This window comes from [Muricauda] lutisoli (nom. illeg.), from assembly GCF_017313105.1.
Classification (GTDB): Bacteria; Bacteroidota; Bacteroidia; order Flavobacteriales; family Flavobacteriaceae; genus Flagellimonas; species Flagellimonas lutisoli.
In genome coordinates, this window is sequence record NZ_JAFLND010000001.1 from 1,393,600 (window position 1) to 1,411,045 (window position 17,446).

The window sequence follows — 17,446 nt, forward strand, 5'->3', positions numbered from 1 at the left end:
GTCAGCGGAAACTGCATAAGGGTCGGTGCCGTTGGTGAACTCATCACCGTTGGTCACACCATCACCATCACAGTCGGCAGCGGCCCAAATGGCATTGCTGCTGTCGTAGCCCGTATACCCTGCAGCCTGTACCGGAGAACATGGGTCGTTCTCATCGGTTCCGTTATTGATCTCGTTGTCATCATCGATACCATCGCCATCGGTGTCAGCGGAAACTGCATAAGGGTCGGTGCCGTTGGTGAACTCATCACCGTTGGTCACACCATCACCATCACAGTCGGCAGCGGCCCAAATGGCATTGCTGTTGTCGTAGCCTGTATATCCTGCAGCCTGTACCGGAGAACATGGGTCGTTTTCATCGGTTCCGTTATTGATTTCGGTATCGTCATTGATACCATCGCCATCTGTATCTGTATTACTATAAGGATCAGTACCGTTGGTAACCTCATCTCCATTGATTACGCCATCACCATCACAGTCGGCAGCGGCCCAAATGGCATTGGCGTTGTCGTACCCCGTGTATCCCGCAACTTGGACAGGGTCGCATGGGTCTAATGGGTCATTGGTATCAGCTACTTCCTGACCATCATCGACCCCATCACCATCAGTATCTGGATTCAATGGGTCAGTAGTCAAGCTAGCTTCTTGATCATTTGTTAAACCATCACCATCATCGTCGCATGCACCACTTGTCACTGTATCATCCGTACTGCTTACATCGGCTTGACCAGCACTTGCGATAACTGGAATACCATTGGCATCTACATCACCAACAAGTCTACCATCTCCATCAACATCGGCTAAAGTAAAACCACCATCTCCTTCAATTGCATCGAAACATCCATCGCCATCACTGTCATTATCCAAATGGTCTGGAATAGTATCTCCATCGGTATCAACAACTGCACAGGACCAGGAAATGTCTGAAATAAGAATTGCCATATTACCAGGAGTAGCAGCTGTTGTTGTAGGGTCTACGTTCGCCAACTCAATAAAAATATCATCTACTGGCTGATTCAAATTATACACTACATCACCTATATCAGGGGTCCCATTAACCCAGGAATTACCTCTAAAAAAACCTCCTCCTAAATCAGTAACTGCAGAACCAACTGTATAATCGGTACCGGCAGTTGGTGTAATTACTTGGCCTTGGTTCGAAATAGTCACTTTTACCTGACCAATATATGGATCTCCATCTGCTAACTCCCTTAAATCGATATCCACTATACGGAAGGACACGTCGGTCACCGGTCTATCAAAGCTAACACGGTATCGCAAAATATTTACACTATCCAAAAATTGAGCTGTAGGTGCTTGTAAAAGCAAACCATCTATGCCATTGAAAGCGGTACCCTCAGTGGCAAAAGCAGAATTTTGAAGTTGAGGAAAATCAGTCTGTGAATTATCCGCTGTCACCACGGTACCATCAATGGTCGTGGTAGCTGTTGAGGAAACATCATCATCCGGATCCCCTCCACTCCATGTGGGATTCCCCCAAACTAAAGAAGAACCTCCAACGGCACAATCGGCAGCCTCATCCACATCCAATATACCATCGTTATCATCGTCCAAATCCTGGCTGTCCACGATAAAGTCTCCATCATTGTCATCTGCCGGTGCTATAGGGTCAGGAGGCGTAGCTTCACTATTGATAAAATAGGATGCCCCCTGGCTCATGTAGTCAGAAAGTAATATCTCCCCATCAGGAATTGTTGGATGAATATTATCATCTGAATAGGTTTCTGGATTATTCCTATTGAAATTATATAAATCCACGATTGGATTACCATCCGAATTTATTTGTGCCGGGGTGTTGGCCAATATTTTCGGAATCAAGATATTTTGGTTATAAGGCAAACTACCCAGCTCTTGATTATTGTATACATCATCACCAGCATATTCCCTAAAAGTTATGGGCATTACGATGACATCATCGAGACGACCAGCATCTATAATAGCTTGGTACAACGCATCATAAGCATCACTAATATCTTGTAACTCTTGGGCTGTTGCCGTATCATATGGTCTGGTAGCAGTCACATCATTACCCCCAATATGGATCATAAAGAGCGTATTGGATGTAAAAGTGCTCATGGCTGTTTGTACTTCGGGAATGATTTGGTTAATATTATAACCCGTAAATCCATATCCGTAGACATCCACAGCTACGCCATTATTCTGCCATTCGGTGGTTCTAGTTGCATTTGGAGTGACCAAATCACGTCCATATACTTGCTCCATGATAGAGGCTCCAATGACCACCACCTTGTCATACTGGCTATACGAAAAGGGGGAAATTAAAAGTACAAGTAGCAGTAAAAATTTACCAAACACCTGCTTTTTCTTGTAAATAAAACAGTTTAATAAATTAAGTAGTGTCATTATAAAAAGTTAAGGTTATTTTCCATTTTAACTAGTCTTCCCAATTGTGCTTTTTACAATCAGTTTGTATAATTATTTTTCTTCTATCTTTTAATCAAGTTATTCTCAATCAAAAGCAGTTATCTCAAAATCAGACCTTCTATTCTTGGCATGTTGTTCTTCCGTACAGTAAACCCCATCTCCACACTCATTCACCAATTGGGTTTCACCAAAAGCTTCATGACTTATCCTATCTTCGGAAATTCCTTGGGAAATTACATATTCTACCGTTCGCTCCGCTCTACGTTCAGAAAGCCATTGGTTATACTTTTTGGTTCCCCGGGAATCGGTATGTGCTGTTACTTTTATCATCAAATTGGGCTCATCATTCATAATAGCAACCAGTTGGTCTAACAACTCTTCATCTTTAGAGGTCAAATAGGACGAGTTCAACTTAAAGTAAACATTCCCTAAATCATTGATTTTGTTTTGAAGTGCAGCTCTACGAGCTTCTTCGGCTTCTTTTTTTGCCTTTTCGGCAGCTGCAAGTGCTGCAGCCTCTTTTTCTTTTTGAAGACGTTCCGCCAATCGCTGGGCCTCTTTTGCCTCTGCGATGGAATCTTGGATTCTTTCCTGCTCTTTTTCCATTTCCTGTAATAGAGCCAGTTTTTCCTGTCCTTTTCTCGAGAGTCCTTTTTCAACTTCAAACCTATAAGCTACACCTAGTGCGTGCTGTATATGATTTGTTGCATTCTCCGCGTCCATCGCCCATTTTCCGGTCGAATTGAAATCCAATCCCCAATGGTCCGAGAACCATGTGCGAAAACCGATTATCGCATTATATGTGCCCCTTCCCTGATTGTTGGCATCTGTATAACCAGCCCCAATCCCGATATATGGGTCAAAAAAACCAGTTTCCCCGAGTATCATATTAAGGTCATAACTCAATCGAAAGTCCAACCCGAAATAGTCTACGTCTTCTTGCATAATTACTCCATCGACCCGCTTCCCTTCTTGGTATTGGTTATAACTTCCAATTGCCTCCATACCTATACCATTCTTGAAATAACGCCCAATACTTACCCTTGATGGATATGGCGCTATGTTCCAAGCGTTTTCAATGTCGAAAAGTTTATTGAATTCATGGCCGGAATCATCTACAGCATTGGCTCCAAGGGAAACCAACCAGTAGCTTTGTACAATACTGTCTTTTTTGGTGAGTTCTACATCTTGAGCAAAGATGGAAACGGTACTGAATAGTACAAGAACTGCAAAAGCAGTTTTTAAAGCGTTCATAATTTTCGATTTGAGGTTATCGAAATCAAATCTAAGTTAATCAAAACATAAATTTGACAATGAACTTTTAACTACCGTAAAATTCGATAAGTGGTAATTTCTCCCTTCAATTATCTATTTCCCTACTTTTTGAAAAGCTATGGTTTTATCGATTAAAGGCAGTTTATAGAGATAAAATGGAAAATATAAAGGCTGTATTGTGATTTCCCCCTTTTGCTCTTCATCAAGGATTTCCACTGCTATAGAAACCTCATTATCAGTCTCTTTTATTTTTGACAACCTTGCTGTTTTTTTTCCTCGCTGTTCCCCTAAACAAACTAAGACTACCGTTTCTTTGGAAAAATCGATAATCGGTACAGGGAGTCCAGGTTTACGGGTTTTATTTATCTCAGCATAAAACTTCCGCAACGATTTTACATCTTGTATCACTCGGGTTTCATAGACTTCAATATTGCTAAAATCATCATGATCCACTAGTACCATATCGGCTATTTGTTCACCTACAGGAGCATTTTCTTTCTTTTGTGCCTTGCAGGAAAGTAAGCAAACAAACGATATGAACAAAAGCGACCTGATCACTAAAACGTGTTTTTAAATCGGGATTTGAAAGCTTTCTCATAAAGGTCTTCGTACAAGGGTAAAATATGGACAATATCAAATTTCGATGCTACGTTGAATGCATTTTCCTTGAACTTGTCCAAAACTTCATCATCCCTTAAAATGGCAATAGCTTTTTCCGCCATGGTATCCACATCGCCCACATTTGCCAAATAACCTGACACCCCATCAATATTTACTTCGGGTATACCTCCCGTATTACTTGAAATTACAGCTACTTTATTGATCATGGCCTCCAAGGCAGCCAATCCGAAACTTTCTGTTTCAGAAGGGAGCAAGAATAAATCTGAAAAACAAAGTATCCGATCTATTTCATTGCTGTTTCCCAAGAACAATACCTTATCCTTGATACCCAAGTTATCGCACATATCTTCGGCCCTTTCTTTTTCAGGACCTTCCCCTACCATAATGAGTTTGGCCGGAATTTCTTGTTGAATGCGATAAAATATTTTGACCACATCAGGTATCCGCTTTACTTTTCTAAAATTACTGATATGGGTAATGATCCTTTCATCTTCCTTGGCCATCATCGAGCGTTGGCAATCGGTAAAGCTATTTTTATATTTTGTGGTTTCTATAAAGTTGGGAATCACTTCGATTTCCTTTTCAATGTCAAAAAGCTTCAAGGTATCTTTCTTCAAGGCCTCCGAAACAGAAGTTACTACATCGGACTTGTTGATACTGAAAGTCACCGCTGGTTTATAAAAAGGATGTTTGCCCACCAAAGTAATGTCCGTACCGTGGAGTGTGGTAATCATAGGGATGAAAATGCCGTACTCCTGAAGCATCTTTTTGGCCATATACCCTGCATAAGCGTGGGGAATGGCATAATGTACGTGCAACAGTTCAATATCGTAAAGCTTGATGGTATCCACCAACTTACTGGAAAGTGCCAGCTCGTAAGGTTGGTAATGGAACAAAGGATATTCCGGCACATGTACCTCATGAAAATGAATGTTGTTTCCCAATAGTTCCAATCGAACAGGTTGACGGTAGGTTATAAAATGTACCTCGTGTCCACGTTCTGCAAGGGCAATACCCAATTCCGTGGCCACTACTCCACTACCGCCAAATGTCGGGTAACATACAATCGCTATTTTCATAAGAACAAATCTACTGCAATATTTTATACCTAATTGATAATGGAATCATAAATGGCCTGCTGAATACGAGTCCGCAATCCAGATTTGATCAACAATGTGTTGGTTGCGGACGGATAGGTTCGATTGGAAAGAAATACATAAACGATTTCTTCATCCGGGTCTGCCCAGGTATACGTACCTGTAAAACCACTATGCCCAAAGCTTTTTCTGGAAACACATCCACAGGTGGGGCCTTTTTCCTCCAACTGAGGTTTGTCAAAACCAACTCCTCTTCTCACATTTTTATTACAGAAATAGCACGTATTAAATCTTTTTATAGTTCTAGCGCTAAAAAATCGTTCGCCTCCGTAATAACCGCCCTGTAAATACATCTGCATAATTTTGGCAACCTCATTTGCCGTGCTAAAAAGCCCTGCATGTCCACCAACACCCCCTTGCATGGCAGCGCCCATATCGTGGACATAGCCATGCACTGTCTGATATCTATAATAGTCGTCCTCTTCGGTAGGAACTATCTCGTTCTTAGAAAATTTTTTCAATGGGTTAAAGGTTGTCCGTTGCAGTCCCATAGGCTTGTACAAGAACTCGTCCACCAATTTATCAATGGATTTTTGATAGGTCTTTTCGATATATTCTTTAAAAACATAGTACCCAACATCACTATAGCGGTATCTATTGGATTTAAGACTCTGTCTCCCTATTTTATTATAAATGGAATCTTTATAAGACCTTGTCAGGTAAAGATGCTCGGCCACTTTGTACGGAAAAGCTTCGGATGGGTTTTTCCTGTAAAATTCCGAGGAGGGCCTTCGGTCTTCAGAAAGAGTATCCAGATAAAAGGCTATCCATGAGGGTAAGCGCCCATAGTGGGACAAGGCTTTTAAAACCGATACATCCTTCAAATCAGTGTCATCATATTCTGGAATCAAATCCTTGAAGGTATCGTTCAAAGCTATTTTCCCTTCTTCCTCCATCTTCATGATCATGGGCAATGTGGACAAAATCTTGGTCAAGGACGCCAGGTCATAAATGGACTCTTCTTCAATAACTTTATCCGATTGATAGGTAGGTTTGCCAAAGTTCTTGTTATAAATCACCTTTCCCCTTCTGGCAATTAGTACCTGTGCCCCCGGAAACATTAAGGAATCCAGTCCATCTTGAACAAGGGTATCCACTTCCGCCAACATTTCGGAACTCATCCCAACCCGTTCTGGAATACTGTAACCCAACCGTTGTATCGGATTTACATCCACTCCAGTCCCCACTGGAAACTCGTCATGGGCCGATACAGGTAATTTTCCTGTTGCTCCGATGGCACCAAAAATGACCTCGGCTACTTTTTCCTGGGCAATCTTACTATTCTGATAACCGACCACTACCCCATCAACAGTATCAAAATTGAGGATGTCCAATAAAGCGTAGGGTCTGGCAAATAGGGCCAAAATGGTGTTGCTTGTTCGCAATCGGGATATTTCCTCCAGCCAAAAAAGTTCGTTTTCAGAAAATTTATACCCTTTCCAAGGACTTGAATTATCTTTATGAAAACCGATGATCACCAAATTATAATTGGCCAATTCCTTTTTGTAGGCGGCAATATCCTTGGCTTTGATATGGGTAACTTTATGATATTTGTTCAATGATGAGTGAAACATAGTTCCAGAATCATCACCAAAATGTACATAAGCGATTTTCTTGTTGTCCAATTTTTTGATGGGCATCAACGAAAAGTTGTTTTTTGCGACTGTTATGGCTCCTTCAATGGCTTCCTCGTATACCACATCATTTTCAATTCCATTTAAATCCTCAAGAAGATTTTCCAACTCCACGGGTCGGTAATTGTAAAGACCTGCCTTGTATTTGGCCATCAATATTTTTTTGACGGATTCAGCCAGTCTTTGCTCTGTGATCACTCCATTATTATAAGCTTCCACAAAGGTTTCCTTTGCCTTTAGCACATTTTGGGGCATCAACAGCAAATCATTACCAGCTAAAAACGCTTCCAGTTCTACCTTGCCCTCAGGAGCAAATTCGGAGACCGCCTTCATATTTAAGGCATCGGTAATAACCAATCCTTCAAATTTCAGTTGATTTTTTAAAACTCCGGTCACTATGTTTTTTGATAAGGTTGAAGGGTGCCCTTCCCTCGGCTCCAAACTTGGAACATCCAAATGAGCCACCATGGTGGAGCTCAATCCAGCTTCCATTACTTTTTTAAAGGGATAAAGTTCTATAGAATCCAATCGCTGTAATGACGAATTGATTATCGGCAAAGATTTATGGGAGTCCGTAGCAGTGTCACCATGTCCAGGGAAATGTTTACCGCTGGAAAGTACACCTGCTTTTTCCATACCCCGAACAAAAGCACGCCCCTTTTGAGCCACGTTTTTGGGGTCCTCGCCAAAAGAGCGGTTTCCAATAATTGGATTTTGTGGATTGTTATTCACATCCAAATCGGGGGCAAAATTGATGTGGATTCCCAAACGCTTCGCATGCTTTCCTATCTGATAGCCAACTTTTTCCACAATGGAGCTATCCTGAATAGCTCCCAAAGTCATGTTCCAAGGAAATGCATACGTGGAATCCAATCGCATGGCCATGCCCCATTCGGCGTCGGAGCCAATAAGTAGGGGCACTTTAGCGACAGATTGATACTCGTTGGTCAATTTTGCCTGCTGAACTGGTCCTCCGACCAAAAAGATGACCCCTCCAATGCCTTGCTCCTTTACAAGAGTTTTCACTCTATCGGTGGCTGTTTTATTTTGGTTGGATGCAACGCTCACCATAAACAACTGTCCCATTTTTTCCTGTAGGGACATATTTGCGTACTGGTTTTCGACCCAAGCCATTTGAGCTACGGAGTCTTTAACAACCAATGGACTGTTCTGTCCATTGGCCTGTATACAAAATAGTAGTAAAAAGGTAAGGTAGAGATTTATCCGCATAAAAATCTTGTCTAAGACCTGAACTTAATGCCGATAAAAATATTGCATTTCATCGAGGAAAGCATAGAAATTAAGATAATTTAAGAATTTGCTACACAAATCTGGAGTGCCAACTCTCACTGGCCGGAACCTCCCAATTCTCTAAATATTCTTGTTTGGTCGCTACCAAATTGTTAAAAACTATGGTGTTTGGGGAAACAGATTTGGCCTTGGCCAATTTCTTGAAATCTTTCAGCGGTTTGTAAGCTATATATTCTCCTTGTTTGAAAGAGACATTCATCCTATCCAACAATTGCACATTGTATTTCTGTTCCAAGCTTTGTATAAAATGCACGGAGGCATCTATAGAGCAGCCTGAAGCACTGGCATTGGTCTGATCTAACCCAATTACAATAAATCTCTTGTACTTTATCTCGAATCCTGCGTGCAAATCACTACCGTGGGCCGTCCATTCCTTTAGGAAAGCTGTTAGACTCGCTCTCAATTCCTCCAGTTCTTCATCCGTAAAACTCCTATTGGCTTGATAAATCCAAATTCGGGAGTGATCGGGCAATTCATTAAAATCCACTAGCATATTATTTGTCTAAAATGGCCTAGATCTAACTGGGCCCAACATTCATCACATATTTTTATAAACCTTGGGAGTTTGCCAACAATTCGGCTACATCCATTACCGTAACGCTATCTTCCTTTTCGTGCGCTTTAATACCGTCTGTCATCATGGTATTGCAATACGGACAACCTGTTGCTATTATATTCGGTTTGGTTTCCAAGGCATCTTTGGTACGCATAACATTGATGTCCATATCCCCTTTTTCAGGCTCTTTGAACATTTGGGCCCCACCGGCTCCACAGCATAGAGCTGTTTTCTTGTGCCGTTTCATTTCCACCAACTCGGCATTGGTTTTGGAAAGCACCTCTCTTGGAGCATCAAAAACTGAGTTGGCCCTACCTAAATAACAAGGATCGTGAAAAGTGATTCGCTTTCCCTTGTACCCGTCCCCTGTAATGGTTAAGCGTCCATTATCTATAAGTTCCTTTAAGAACTGGGTATGGTGAACAACGTCATAATTACCTCCTAAACCGGGATACTCGTTTTTAAGGGTATTAAACGAATGTGGATCACATGTTACAATACGTTTTATCTCGTAGCCGTTAAGCAATTCAATGTTCATCATGGCCTGCATCTGGAACAAAAATTCGTTACCTGCTCTTTTGGCCACATCACCAGTTGAACTTTCTTCGGTGCCCAAAACAGCAAAATCAACATTGGCTTTGTTCAACAACTTTACAAAAGCCCTGGAAATCTTTTTGGCACGATCATCATAACTACCGGCAGAGCCAACCCAAAACAATATTTCTGGCTGTTTGCCTTCAGCCATAAACTCCTGCATGGTTTTTACCTTTAATTGCTCACTCATAGTCTTAGATTTATTCGTTTACCCAATTTAAACGGTCCATTTGATTATAGGGCCAAGGGGCTCCGTTATTCTCTATATTGGACATCATGTTGTTCAACTCTGTTGGCGCCGCTGATTGCTCCATGACCAAATATCTTCGCATTTCCATAATAATGGACAATGGGTCTATGCTTACGGGGCATGCCTGCACACAAGCGTTACAGGTGGTGCAAGCCCATAATTCTTCATGACTGATGTAATCGCCCAACAACTGTTTGCCATCCGGAACAAACTCTCCTTTGTTCGCATCCATAATCTTACCCACTTCTTCCAGGCGGTCGCGGGTATCCATCATAATTTTACGTGGAGATAATTTTTTGCCCGTTTGGTTGGCCGGACATTCGGAGGTACAACGGCCACACTCGGTACAGGTATAGGCGTTCAACAATTGGACCCAGTTCAAATCCATAACATCGGAAGCCCCGAACTTTTCGGGCTCTGCAGCATCCTCCTCCTCGGCAGGAGCTGCAAATGGATCGGCATCGGGGTCCATCATCAATTTCACCTCTTTAGTTACGGATGCCAGATTATTAAATTGTCCCTGCGGCTTTATTTTTCCATAATAGGTGTTCGGGAAAGCCAACAGGATATGCAAATGTTTTGAATAATACAGATAGTTCAAAAAGGCCAAAATCCCCAAAATATGCAGCCACCATGCTGTTCTTTCCACCAAAATCAAAGAAGATTCCGAAAGCCCGTCCAGCAAAGGAACAATAAATTGGCTTATAGGAAATGTGCCTGCCCTAAGGTAATGGTCAGCTCCCAATTGCTGCAACTGAAAATCTGCGGCATTCATGGTCAGGAACAAGATCATAAGTACAAACTCGATGTAGAGAATCATATTCCCATCGGTTTTGGGCCAACCTTTCATTTCGGGCTTTATAAATCGTTGTATTCTGATAACGTTTCTTCTGATCCAGAAAACGATTACAGCGACAATTACCAATAATGCCAATACCTCAAAAGACCCTATCAAAAAGTTATAAACGGAACCAAGTGGGGAAAACAGTCTATGTGTTCCCAAAAGTCCATCCAGGATAATCTCCAACACCTCTATATTGATAATGATGAATCCCACATAAACGATGACGTGCATTAAGCCGGCAATAGGTCTCACCACCATTTTGGTCTGACCCAAGGCTATCTTGGCCATATTTTTCCACCGCTGGGATTTGTTGTCGCTTACATCAACATCCTTTCCCAGTTTAATGTTCCTGGATAACTTTTTTACGTTACGGGCAAAAAAGCCAATACCCCCTATTAGGGCTATGGCAAAAATGATATTGGGTATATATTCCATTTATTGATTCTCTTTTTGTTGAATAGAATCCTGCTGCTCCGCCGGATCGTTCTCGGGAAGTGTGTACTCTTTTTGCTTTTTACCAAAAACGGAAACGTTTACATATCGTTTGGGATTGAGCCTAAAGTCTTGTAAAAGAAGGTCCAACTCTCTCGAAGCTTCTGCCAAATTGTTGTAAAGCGCATCATCTTTATGCAATTTACCCAACGAACCCTCTCCTCTTTCAATTTTGGCCAAGATATCGTTCAATTGGCTTACAGTGGTTTGGAACTCTGTCAAGGTTCCGCCCAGATCAGAATTCACTAGAGAATCCGACAGTTTGGAAAAATTTGAAGTGATATGACTGACATTCTTCAAAGAACTATCCAGTTGCATTTTGTTGTTGTCCAATAAAATATTCAAATTATCCGCACTTCCCTTAAAGGATTTAACCAGTTCGTTCAACGATACTATGGTTTGTTTGAGTTGGTTCTTTGTAGGCTCATCCAATATTTGATTTACGTTCATCAACAAAGAATCGGCATTGGATACCGCTCCTTCCACCTTTAGCTGCAATGGAGTAAGTTTTTGTTGGACCAATTCGGTAAGTCCAGGTTTAATTTTTGATGGCAAGGTATCCCCTGATTTTGCTGTGGCGCCATTATCGAAGACTGGAACAATCTGAATTCCCTTACCTCCGATGATACCAGTGTCAAAAAGTTCTGCTATACTATTTTTGGAAAACTCAAAGTCGTTGCTTACCGTTAAAGTGACCAACAATTTTCCCGAACTGTCCTTAAATTTAATATTGGTGACATTCCCCACATTGAATCCGTTTATGGAAACCGTAGTGCCCGGCTGAAGCCCACCGACATCATCGTAAACAGCGTAAAACGTCTTGTTATTTTCAAAAAGAGGAGAGGATTTTAAGTAGCTAAGCCCAAAAATGAAGGCTACGATTCCAGCGACTACGATAATCCCAGTTTTGATTTCCCTGGATAGTTTCAAAAGATTCGGTTTATGGTTTAAACAAAATTAGGAATAATTTTCACAAGAGGCTTTCAGATACAAATCTACTTCATCCTTGCCGTTATTGGCACCCTTTCCCCATTCTTATATGCCACTATATATGAAGTGGTGTATCCCTTGGCATCGGCATTTTTCTTCAATCGCTTTGCCTCTTCATACGTACTTGCATTTCCGTACATATATCGGAAAAGATTTTTATATGGCTCTTTTGACAGGTCATTTAAACCATTAAAGTTGCTTCCCGTCAGCGCTATGCTTTTTCCACTGGCCATCAACTGTACTTTAAACACCAATCCTTTGTTGGAGGCTTGAGAACCATTTTGCACAGGGGTTTCAGTGGAACTGGATGTTTGTTTTGGTGGCTCAACTTCCACAACTTCTTCTTTTGGAGCCTCTTCCTTTACATCAACATCCACCTTAGTATCCTCAATCTTGGGCGTACTGGCAATAGGGGCCGCAGTAAAGCCCATATCATCTTTGTAGGCAAGAACAGCATTTGCAATGGCCTTCCCCATTTCATCTTGCCCCTTTTTGGAATTAAGATAGCTTCCTTCGTTTTTATTGGTCAAAAAACCTGCCTCCACCAAAACACTTGGCATAAAGGTTTGGTGCAATACGATAAATCCTGCCTGTTTTACTTTTCTGTCCTTTCGTTTGAGGCCTTTGGTAAAATTATCCTGTAGTTTTTTGCCCAATTGTATGCTTTGATCGAGAAATTCCTCTTGCATAATTGTTAATCCGATAACGGATTCAGGTGAATTGATATCGTATTCGGCATAGCGTTGTTCATAATCATCCTCCAAATAAATTACCGAGTTTTCCTTTTTCGCCACCTCAAAGTTCTGACGGTTCGCATGCAAACCGAGCACATAGGTCTCTGTTCCGTAGGCATCCGAATTGTGTGCATTACAGTGCACTGAAACGAAAAGGTCTGCATTGGCTTGGTTCGCGATTTCTCCCCTCACGAACAAATCAACAAAAGTGTCGTCATTACGAGTATACACCACTTTAATATCTGAATGCTTTTCGAGTTCCTTGCCCACTTTTAACACTATGGCCAGTGCAATTTCCTTTTCCAAATATCCGTTACCAATATTTCCGGGGTCATGGCCACCATGCCCTGCATCCAAAACCACAACGAATTTATCATTCGGGGAAACCTCGGTATCATTTTTGTTGAACGAGGTCAATGGAAGGACCAGAAGTAGAAAAACTAAAAATGCAAACCGACTTTTATTCATAAGAACTGAGTAATTATAGTGTTCAGTAATGGTTAAAAATATTGTAATCCCCAATTAGTAGAACAAAAAATATATGTAAGTTTGACCCCAAAACTGGGCCGACTAGCACAAAAATAGGATTTATCACGTTGCAACCAAATAAACATCTTTTACTTTTCCTATTTGTTCTTCTTTGTGGCATAGCTACCTTAAGTGCTCAGGAAGACCCAATTACCCCTTTGCCGATCAAGGCGACCAAGGACACGATTTTTGCTCCCTTGCTCCCTCCAAACATTCTTAACGACTCTATCAAAACCGATTCTGTTGAAACAGATACCGTGCCAAAAAAGCAACCTTTACTTTTAGATAAAATAGAATATAAGGCAAAAGACTATGTGAAACTTAGCCAAAAAGACAATAAAATCTATTTGTACAATGAGGCTGAAATCTATTACCAAGATACTGAGCTTAAAGCAGGTGTAATTGTAATGGACTATGTTAAAAACGAGGTTTATGCGGGTCGTATGAAGGATTCGTTGGGAAATTATTCCCAATTGCCATTTTTTAAACAGGGGGACAATGAGGTGCGGCCCGACTCCATTCGCTTTAATTTTGATACGGAAAAGGCACTTATCTGGAACTCACGAACCGAACAACAGGCCGGTTTGGGGCAACTGGGGAGCGATGCCATGAAGGTGTATGCTGAAAAGACCAAAAAAGAGAACGACTCTGTTTACTTTTTGAGTGAAGGTAAATTGACCACATCCAATGATACCGTGAACCCCGATTACTATATCAGGGTCCGAAAAGCCAAATTCGTACCCAAGAAGAAAATTATTGCGGGCTACAGTAATATGTATATTGTGGATGTACCCACTCCCGTTGCCCTACCTTTTGCTTATTTTCCCTTGACGGGAGGAAGAGCACCGGGAATACTCTTCCCTACCTTTGGTAACGACCCCAGACGTGGCTACTTTATACAAAATGGAGGATACTATTTGCCTATCAGTGATTATGTGGATTTGAGTGTTACCGGGGATTATTACACTAACGGGAGTTATGGTTTGCAGGGAAGGTCCGTTTATACCAAACGCTATAAGTTTAGGGGGAATATAAGTATCAGTTATGAGAATTTGGTAAACAGCCAAAAAGGATTCGATGATTACAGCCGAACGAGCAATTATAACATTCGAATATCTCATTCCCAAGACACCAAAGCAAGTCCCAATTCACGTTTTTCGGCTTCGGTGAACCTAGGTTCCAGTCAATACTATACAAATTCCCTCAACCAGGTTAACCGTAACAATTCGCAGACCAATACATTTGCATCGTCCATAAGTTATTCCAAGACTTTTCCAGCCTATCCCTCGGTAAACACCAGTTTAACGGTGAGCCATACGCAAAATTCAAGAACACAGGTAATCAATATGTCCTTACCCACCTTTCAGGCAAGTATGGAACGTATTTATCCATTTGTAAAGCGTGATGAAATCAAAAAAGGAATCTTTGAAAATATCAATTTCCAATACGATGTCAATGCTCAGAACAGTATTACGACCGATGAAGAAAATTTCTTTAAAAGCGGTATGTTCGACGAGGCCCGGGTCGGAGCCAGACATAGAATTCCCGTAGCCACCAATTTTAAACTGGCGAAATACCTAAGTGTTAGTTTAAGTGGTAATTATGAAGATATATGGACCTTGGAAACGGTAAGAAAGCAATATGACGCGGAAACAGAAGAAACTGTGACCGATACCATAGCCGGGTTCGATCGTTTTAATAGATATAGCCTTGGAACCAGTATCGGTACCACCATGTACGGTACATGGAATTTTGGAGAGGATAAAAAAATACAGGCGTTACGACATGTTATGCGCCCGTCGGTAAGTTATAACTATACACCTTCCTTTGAGCAATTTTATGAGTCCTATACAGATGGGGAGGGCGAAGAGGTGGAGTACACGCCTTTTGAGACCAGTATTTACGGAAGACCATCTTTAAACAAAGGGAGCTCATTGAGTTTTTCACTTCAAAACTCGCTCGAGGCAAAGGTAAGGGACAAAGATTCCACGGCCACCGAACCCAGGAAAGTGAAGATTTTGAGCAACCTTACCTTTTCTGCGAGCTACAATTTGGAAGCGGATTCCCTTAAGCTTAGCCCTATTAGTATGAGTGGCGCCACGGAAATCATCAAAAATGTGCCCATCAACTTTGCGGCCACTTTTGATCCTTATGCCATAGACAACAATGGCCGAAGAATAAATACATTGAATGTGAACAATGGTGGTGGTATCGCTCGTTTAACCTCGGCCAGGGTAAACACCAGTTTTTCCCTTAACAGCGAAATGTTCCAAAAAGGTGGGGCAAAGGAAAAGGATGACGAAGAAAAACAATCAGATTTTAGTGAAAACCCATTTGCCATGGACGATGTCCGCGGTGAACAAGGCTCTCGTTTCAATAACAGAGGGAACAGTAATCGGGGCAATCGCAATACCAATAATAATCCGATTTACAACAATAAATTGCCATGGGATGCCCGATTCACCTATGTAGCCACCTACAACAACAGTAATCGACAAGGGGAAATCACCAACCACTCTTTAATGTTCTCCGGAAACGTTCAGCTTTCCCCAAAATGGGAAGTAGGTTTCAACTCTGGCTATGATATAAAAAATAAAGGTTTTGCCGATACCCGTTTTGCCTTTAAACGTGATCTTGGCAGTTTTAACCTGAGTTTTGATTGGACCCCCTTTGGTAGATTTGAACGCTGGTATTTCTTTATTGGAATCAAGAGTTCATTGTTGAAAGATATTAAATGGGAAAACAGAAGTCAGCGCCGATAGCATTGGTATATTTTTTACCTTCAACCAACATAAATTCACCACTATGAAAAAAATAATCAATACCACAAAAGCACCTGCTCCCATTGGCCCATACAACCAGGCAGTTTTTATAAAAGATACGCTTTACATTTCTGGGCAAATCCCAATTGACCCGGCAACAGGCCATCTGGTTGAAGGGGATATCAAAAAGGAAACCAAGCAATCCATGGAGAACTTAAAAGCCATTCTGGAAGAAGCTGGGATGTCTTTTGAACATGTAATCAAGTCCTCAATTTTTATCAAGGACATGAATCAGTTTGCAGAAATCAATGAAGTATACGGAACTTATTTCAATGCCGATACAGCTCCAGCAAGAGAAACGGTGGAGGTTGCGAACCTTCCGAAGTTCGTAAATGTCGAAATATCGATGATAGCCGTTAAATAGTCTCCCTGTGGAATTCCACCAGACCTTCGATAGGTCTGCGGCGGATAACACCCAAAATTAAGTCGTTGCGCTCCAAACACGCGGTTAGCTCGTCTCTTAAGAAATGGGCTATACTGCCCACAAAACTAACAGGTACTTTGGTGGCCAGCTCATATTGCATAATGTAATTGTTAACAAACTGTTGAAGTCCTTTTTCAATTACACCCTTGCAATACGGATGCTCTTTGTTTTCGATAATAAATCGTGCGAATGTGGCCAAATAGGTATTTGGATTAGGTTGCTTGTACAGGTGGTCTTTAATCACGTCTGCATCAAGATCGTATTCCTTGGCAAATTTCATCCCAAGGTCTTGTGGCATTTTATGGAAGTAATAATCCCTGATCAGTTTTCTACCAAAGAAATTACCACTGCCATCATCCATTAAAATATAGCCTAAGGAGGTTACCTTTTGAATGAGTTGATGACCATCATAATAACTGCAATTAGATCCTGTTCCAAGAATACATACAATGCCTTGTCTACCGATCTTGGTGGTAGAATAGATCGCGGCAAATGTATCTTCCCTTACCTCTGCTTTGGCATTGGGAAAGAAATCCTTGAAAATGGCCTTTAAAAAAGTCTTCATTCTATCGGTTCCACATCCGGCACCGTAGAAATATAATTGACGTACGTCTTCTTTATTTTGGGAAAGTTCAAAATTGTTGGCCAATCTGTCCTCTATTACTTCTTTGGTCAACACTTCTGGGCTTAGGCCCAAAGTTTGGGTCACAAACAATTGTTCCCCCTTATCGTCCAGGGCAATCCAATCGGATTTAGTGGCACCACTATCCACAATTAAAACCATACGTCAAGATTTAATACTGAAATC

General features: G+C 41.4%; 13 protein-coding genes. 2 read left to right on the forward strand and 11 right to left on the reverse strand.

Going from position 1 to position 17,446, the window contains the following annotated elements; genetic code table 11:
- The 10 genes from J0X13_RS06545 to J0X13_RS06590 all read right to left on the reverse strand — a co-directional run.
- On the reverse strand, positions 1-2,385 hold a 2,385-nt coding region (locus J0X13_RS06545; protein WP_493506335.1), incomplete at its 3' end, for an SGNH/GDSL hydrolase family protein.
- 105 nt (positions 2,386-2,490) lie between these two features.
- Positions 2,491-3,660, reverse strand: a complete 1,170-nt coding sequence (locus J0X13_RS06550; RefSeq protein ID WP_207070616.1) for an OmpA family protein — start codon at positions 3,658-3,660, stop codon at positions 2,491-2,493.
- Positions 3,661-3,774: 114 nt separating this feature from the next.
- Positions 3,775-4,143 carry a hypothetical protein gene (locus J0X13_RS06555; RefSeq protein WP_207070617.1) on the reverse strand — a complete coding sequence of 123 codons (369 nt, stop codon included), beginning with the start codon at positions 4,141-4,143 and terminating at the stop codon, positions 3,775-3,777.
- 95 nt (positions 4,144-4,238) lie between these two features.
- Positions 4,239-5,381, reverse strand: coding sequence for an N-acetyl-alpha-D-glucosaminyl L-malate synthase BshA (gene bshA / locus J0X13_RS06560; protein WP_207070618.1), 1,143 nt, complete (start codon positions 5,379-5,381; stop codon positions 4,239-4,241).
- 29 nt (positions 5,382-5,410) lie between these two features.
- On the reverse strand, positions 5,411-8,323 hold the full coding sequence (locus J0X13_RS06565) for a serine hydrolase domain-containing protein (protein ID WP_207070619.1): 2,913 nt from the start codon (positions 8,321-8,323) through the stop codon (positions 5,411-5,413).
- A 91-nt stretch (positions 8,324-8,414) separates the two neighbouring features.
- Positions 8,415-8,897 (reverse strand): ABC transporter ATPase, encoded by a 483-nt coding sequence (locus J0X13_RS06570; protein WP_207070620.1) that lies wholly within the window; start codon positions 8,895-8,897, stop codon positions 8,415-8,417.
- 55 nt (positions 8,898-8,952) lie between these two features.
- On the reverse strand, positions 8,953-9,744 hold the full coding sequence (locus J0X13_RS06575) for a (Fe-S)-binding protein (protein WP_207070621.1): 792 nt from the start codon (positions 9,742-9,744) through the stop codon (positions 8,953-8,955).
- 10 nt (positions 9,745-9,754) lie between these two features.
- Positions 9,755-11,083 carry a 4Fe-4S dicluster domain-containing protein gene (locus J0X13_RS06580; protein ID WP_207070622.1) on the reverse strand — a complete coding sequence of 443 codons (1,329 nt, stop codon included), beginning with the start codon at positions 11,081-11,083 and terminating at the stop codon, positions 9,755-9,757.
- Positions 11,084-12,070, reverse strand: a complete 987-nt coding sequence (locus tag J0X13_RS06585) for an MlaD family protein (protein WP_207070623.1) — start codon at positions 12,068-12,070, stop codon at positions 11,084-11,086.
- Between the two features lie 65 nt (positions 12,071-12,135).
- Positions 12,136-13,332, reverse strand: a complete 1,197-nt coding sequence (locus J0X13_RS06590; RefSeq protein WP_207070624.1) for an N-acetylmuramoyl-L-alanine amidase family protein — start codon at positions 13,330-13,332, stop codon at positions 12,136-12,138.
- A 128-nt stretch (positions 13,333-13,460) separates the two neighbouring features.
- Here J0X13_RS06590 and J0X13_RS06595 point away from each other — a divergent pair, with 128 nt between their 5' ends.
- Positions 13,461-16,154 carry a putative LPS assembly protein LptD gene (locus J0X13_RS06595; RefSeq protein ID WP_207070625.1) on the forward strand — a complete coding sequence of 898 codons (2,694 nt, stop codon included), beginning with the start codon at positions 13,461-13,463 and terminating at the stop codon, positions 16,152-16,154.
- 43 nt (positions 16,155-16,197) lie between these two features.
- Entirely contained in the window at positions 16,198-16,578 is a 381-nt protein-coding gene (locus J0X13_RS06600) for a RidA family protein (RefSeq protein WP_207070626.1), read from the forward strand.
- Here the strand turns inward: J0X13_RS06600 and J0X13_RS06605 are convergent.
- A complete protein-coding gene (locus J0X13_RS06605) occupies positions 16,571-17,422 on the reverse strand; it encodes an N-acetylglucosamine kinase (protein WP_207070627.1) in 852 nt (283 codons plus the stop codon). The two genes, J0X13_RS06600 and J0X13_RS06605, sit on opposite strands and share 8 nt — an antisense overlap.
- Between the last annotated feature and the right edge of the window lie 24 nt (positions 17,423-17,446).

What these genes read in the sequence shown, in the direction of transcription:
- J0X13_RS06550 (WP_207070616.1), bottom strand. Translation starts at nt 3,660, where the DNA reads ATGAACGCTTTAAAAACTGCTTTTGCAGTTCTTGTACTATTCAGTACC.
- J0X13_RS06555 (WP_207070617.1), bottom strand. Translation starts at nt 4,143, where the DNA reads ATGGTACTAGTGGATCATGATGATTTTAGCAATATTGAAGTCTATGAA.
- bshA (WP_207070618.1), bottom strand. Translation starts at nt 5,381, where the DNA reads ATGAAAATAGCGATTGTATGTTACCCGACATTTGGCGGTAGTGGAGTA.
- J0X13_RS06565 (WP_207070619.1), bottom strand. Translation starts at nt 8,323, where the DNA reads ATGCGGATAAATCTCTACCTTACCTTTTTACTACTATTTTGTATACAG.
- J0X13_RS06570 (WP_207070620.1), bottom strand. Translation starts at nt 8,897, where the DNA reads ATGCTAGTGGATTTTAATGAATTGCCCGATCACTCCCGAATTTGGATT.
- J0X13_RS06575 (WP_207070621.1), bottom strand. Translation starts at nt 9,744, where the DNA reads ATGAGTGAGCAATTAAAGGTAAAAACCATGCAGGAGTTTATGGCTGAA.
- J0X13_RS06580 (WP_207070622.1), bottom strand. Translation starts at nt 11,083, where the DNA reads ATGGAATATATACCCAATATCATTTTTGCCATAGCCCTAATAGGGGGT.
- J0X13_RS06590 (WP_207070624.1), bottom strand. Translation starts at nt 13,332, where the DNA reads ATGAATAAAAGTCGGTTTGCATTTTTAGTTTTTCTACTTCTGGTCCTT.
- J0X13_RS06600 (WP_207070626.1), top strand. Translation starts at nt 16,198, where the DNA reads ATGAAAAAAATAATCAATACCACAAAAGCACCTGCTCCCATTGGCCCA.
- J0X13_RS06605 (WP_207070627.1), bottom strand. Translation starts at nt 17,422, where the DNA reads ATGGTTTTAATTGTGGATAGTGGTGCCACTAAATCCGATTGGATTGCC.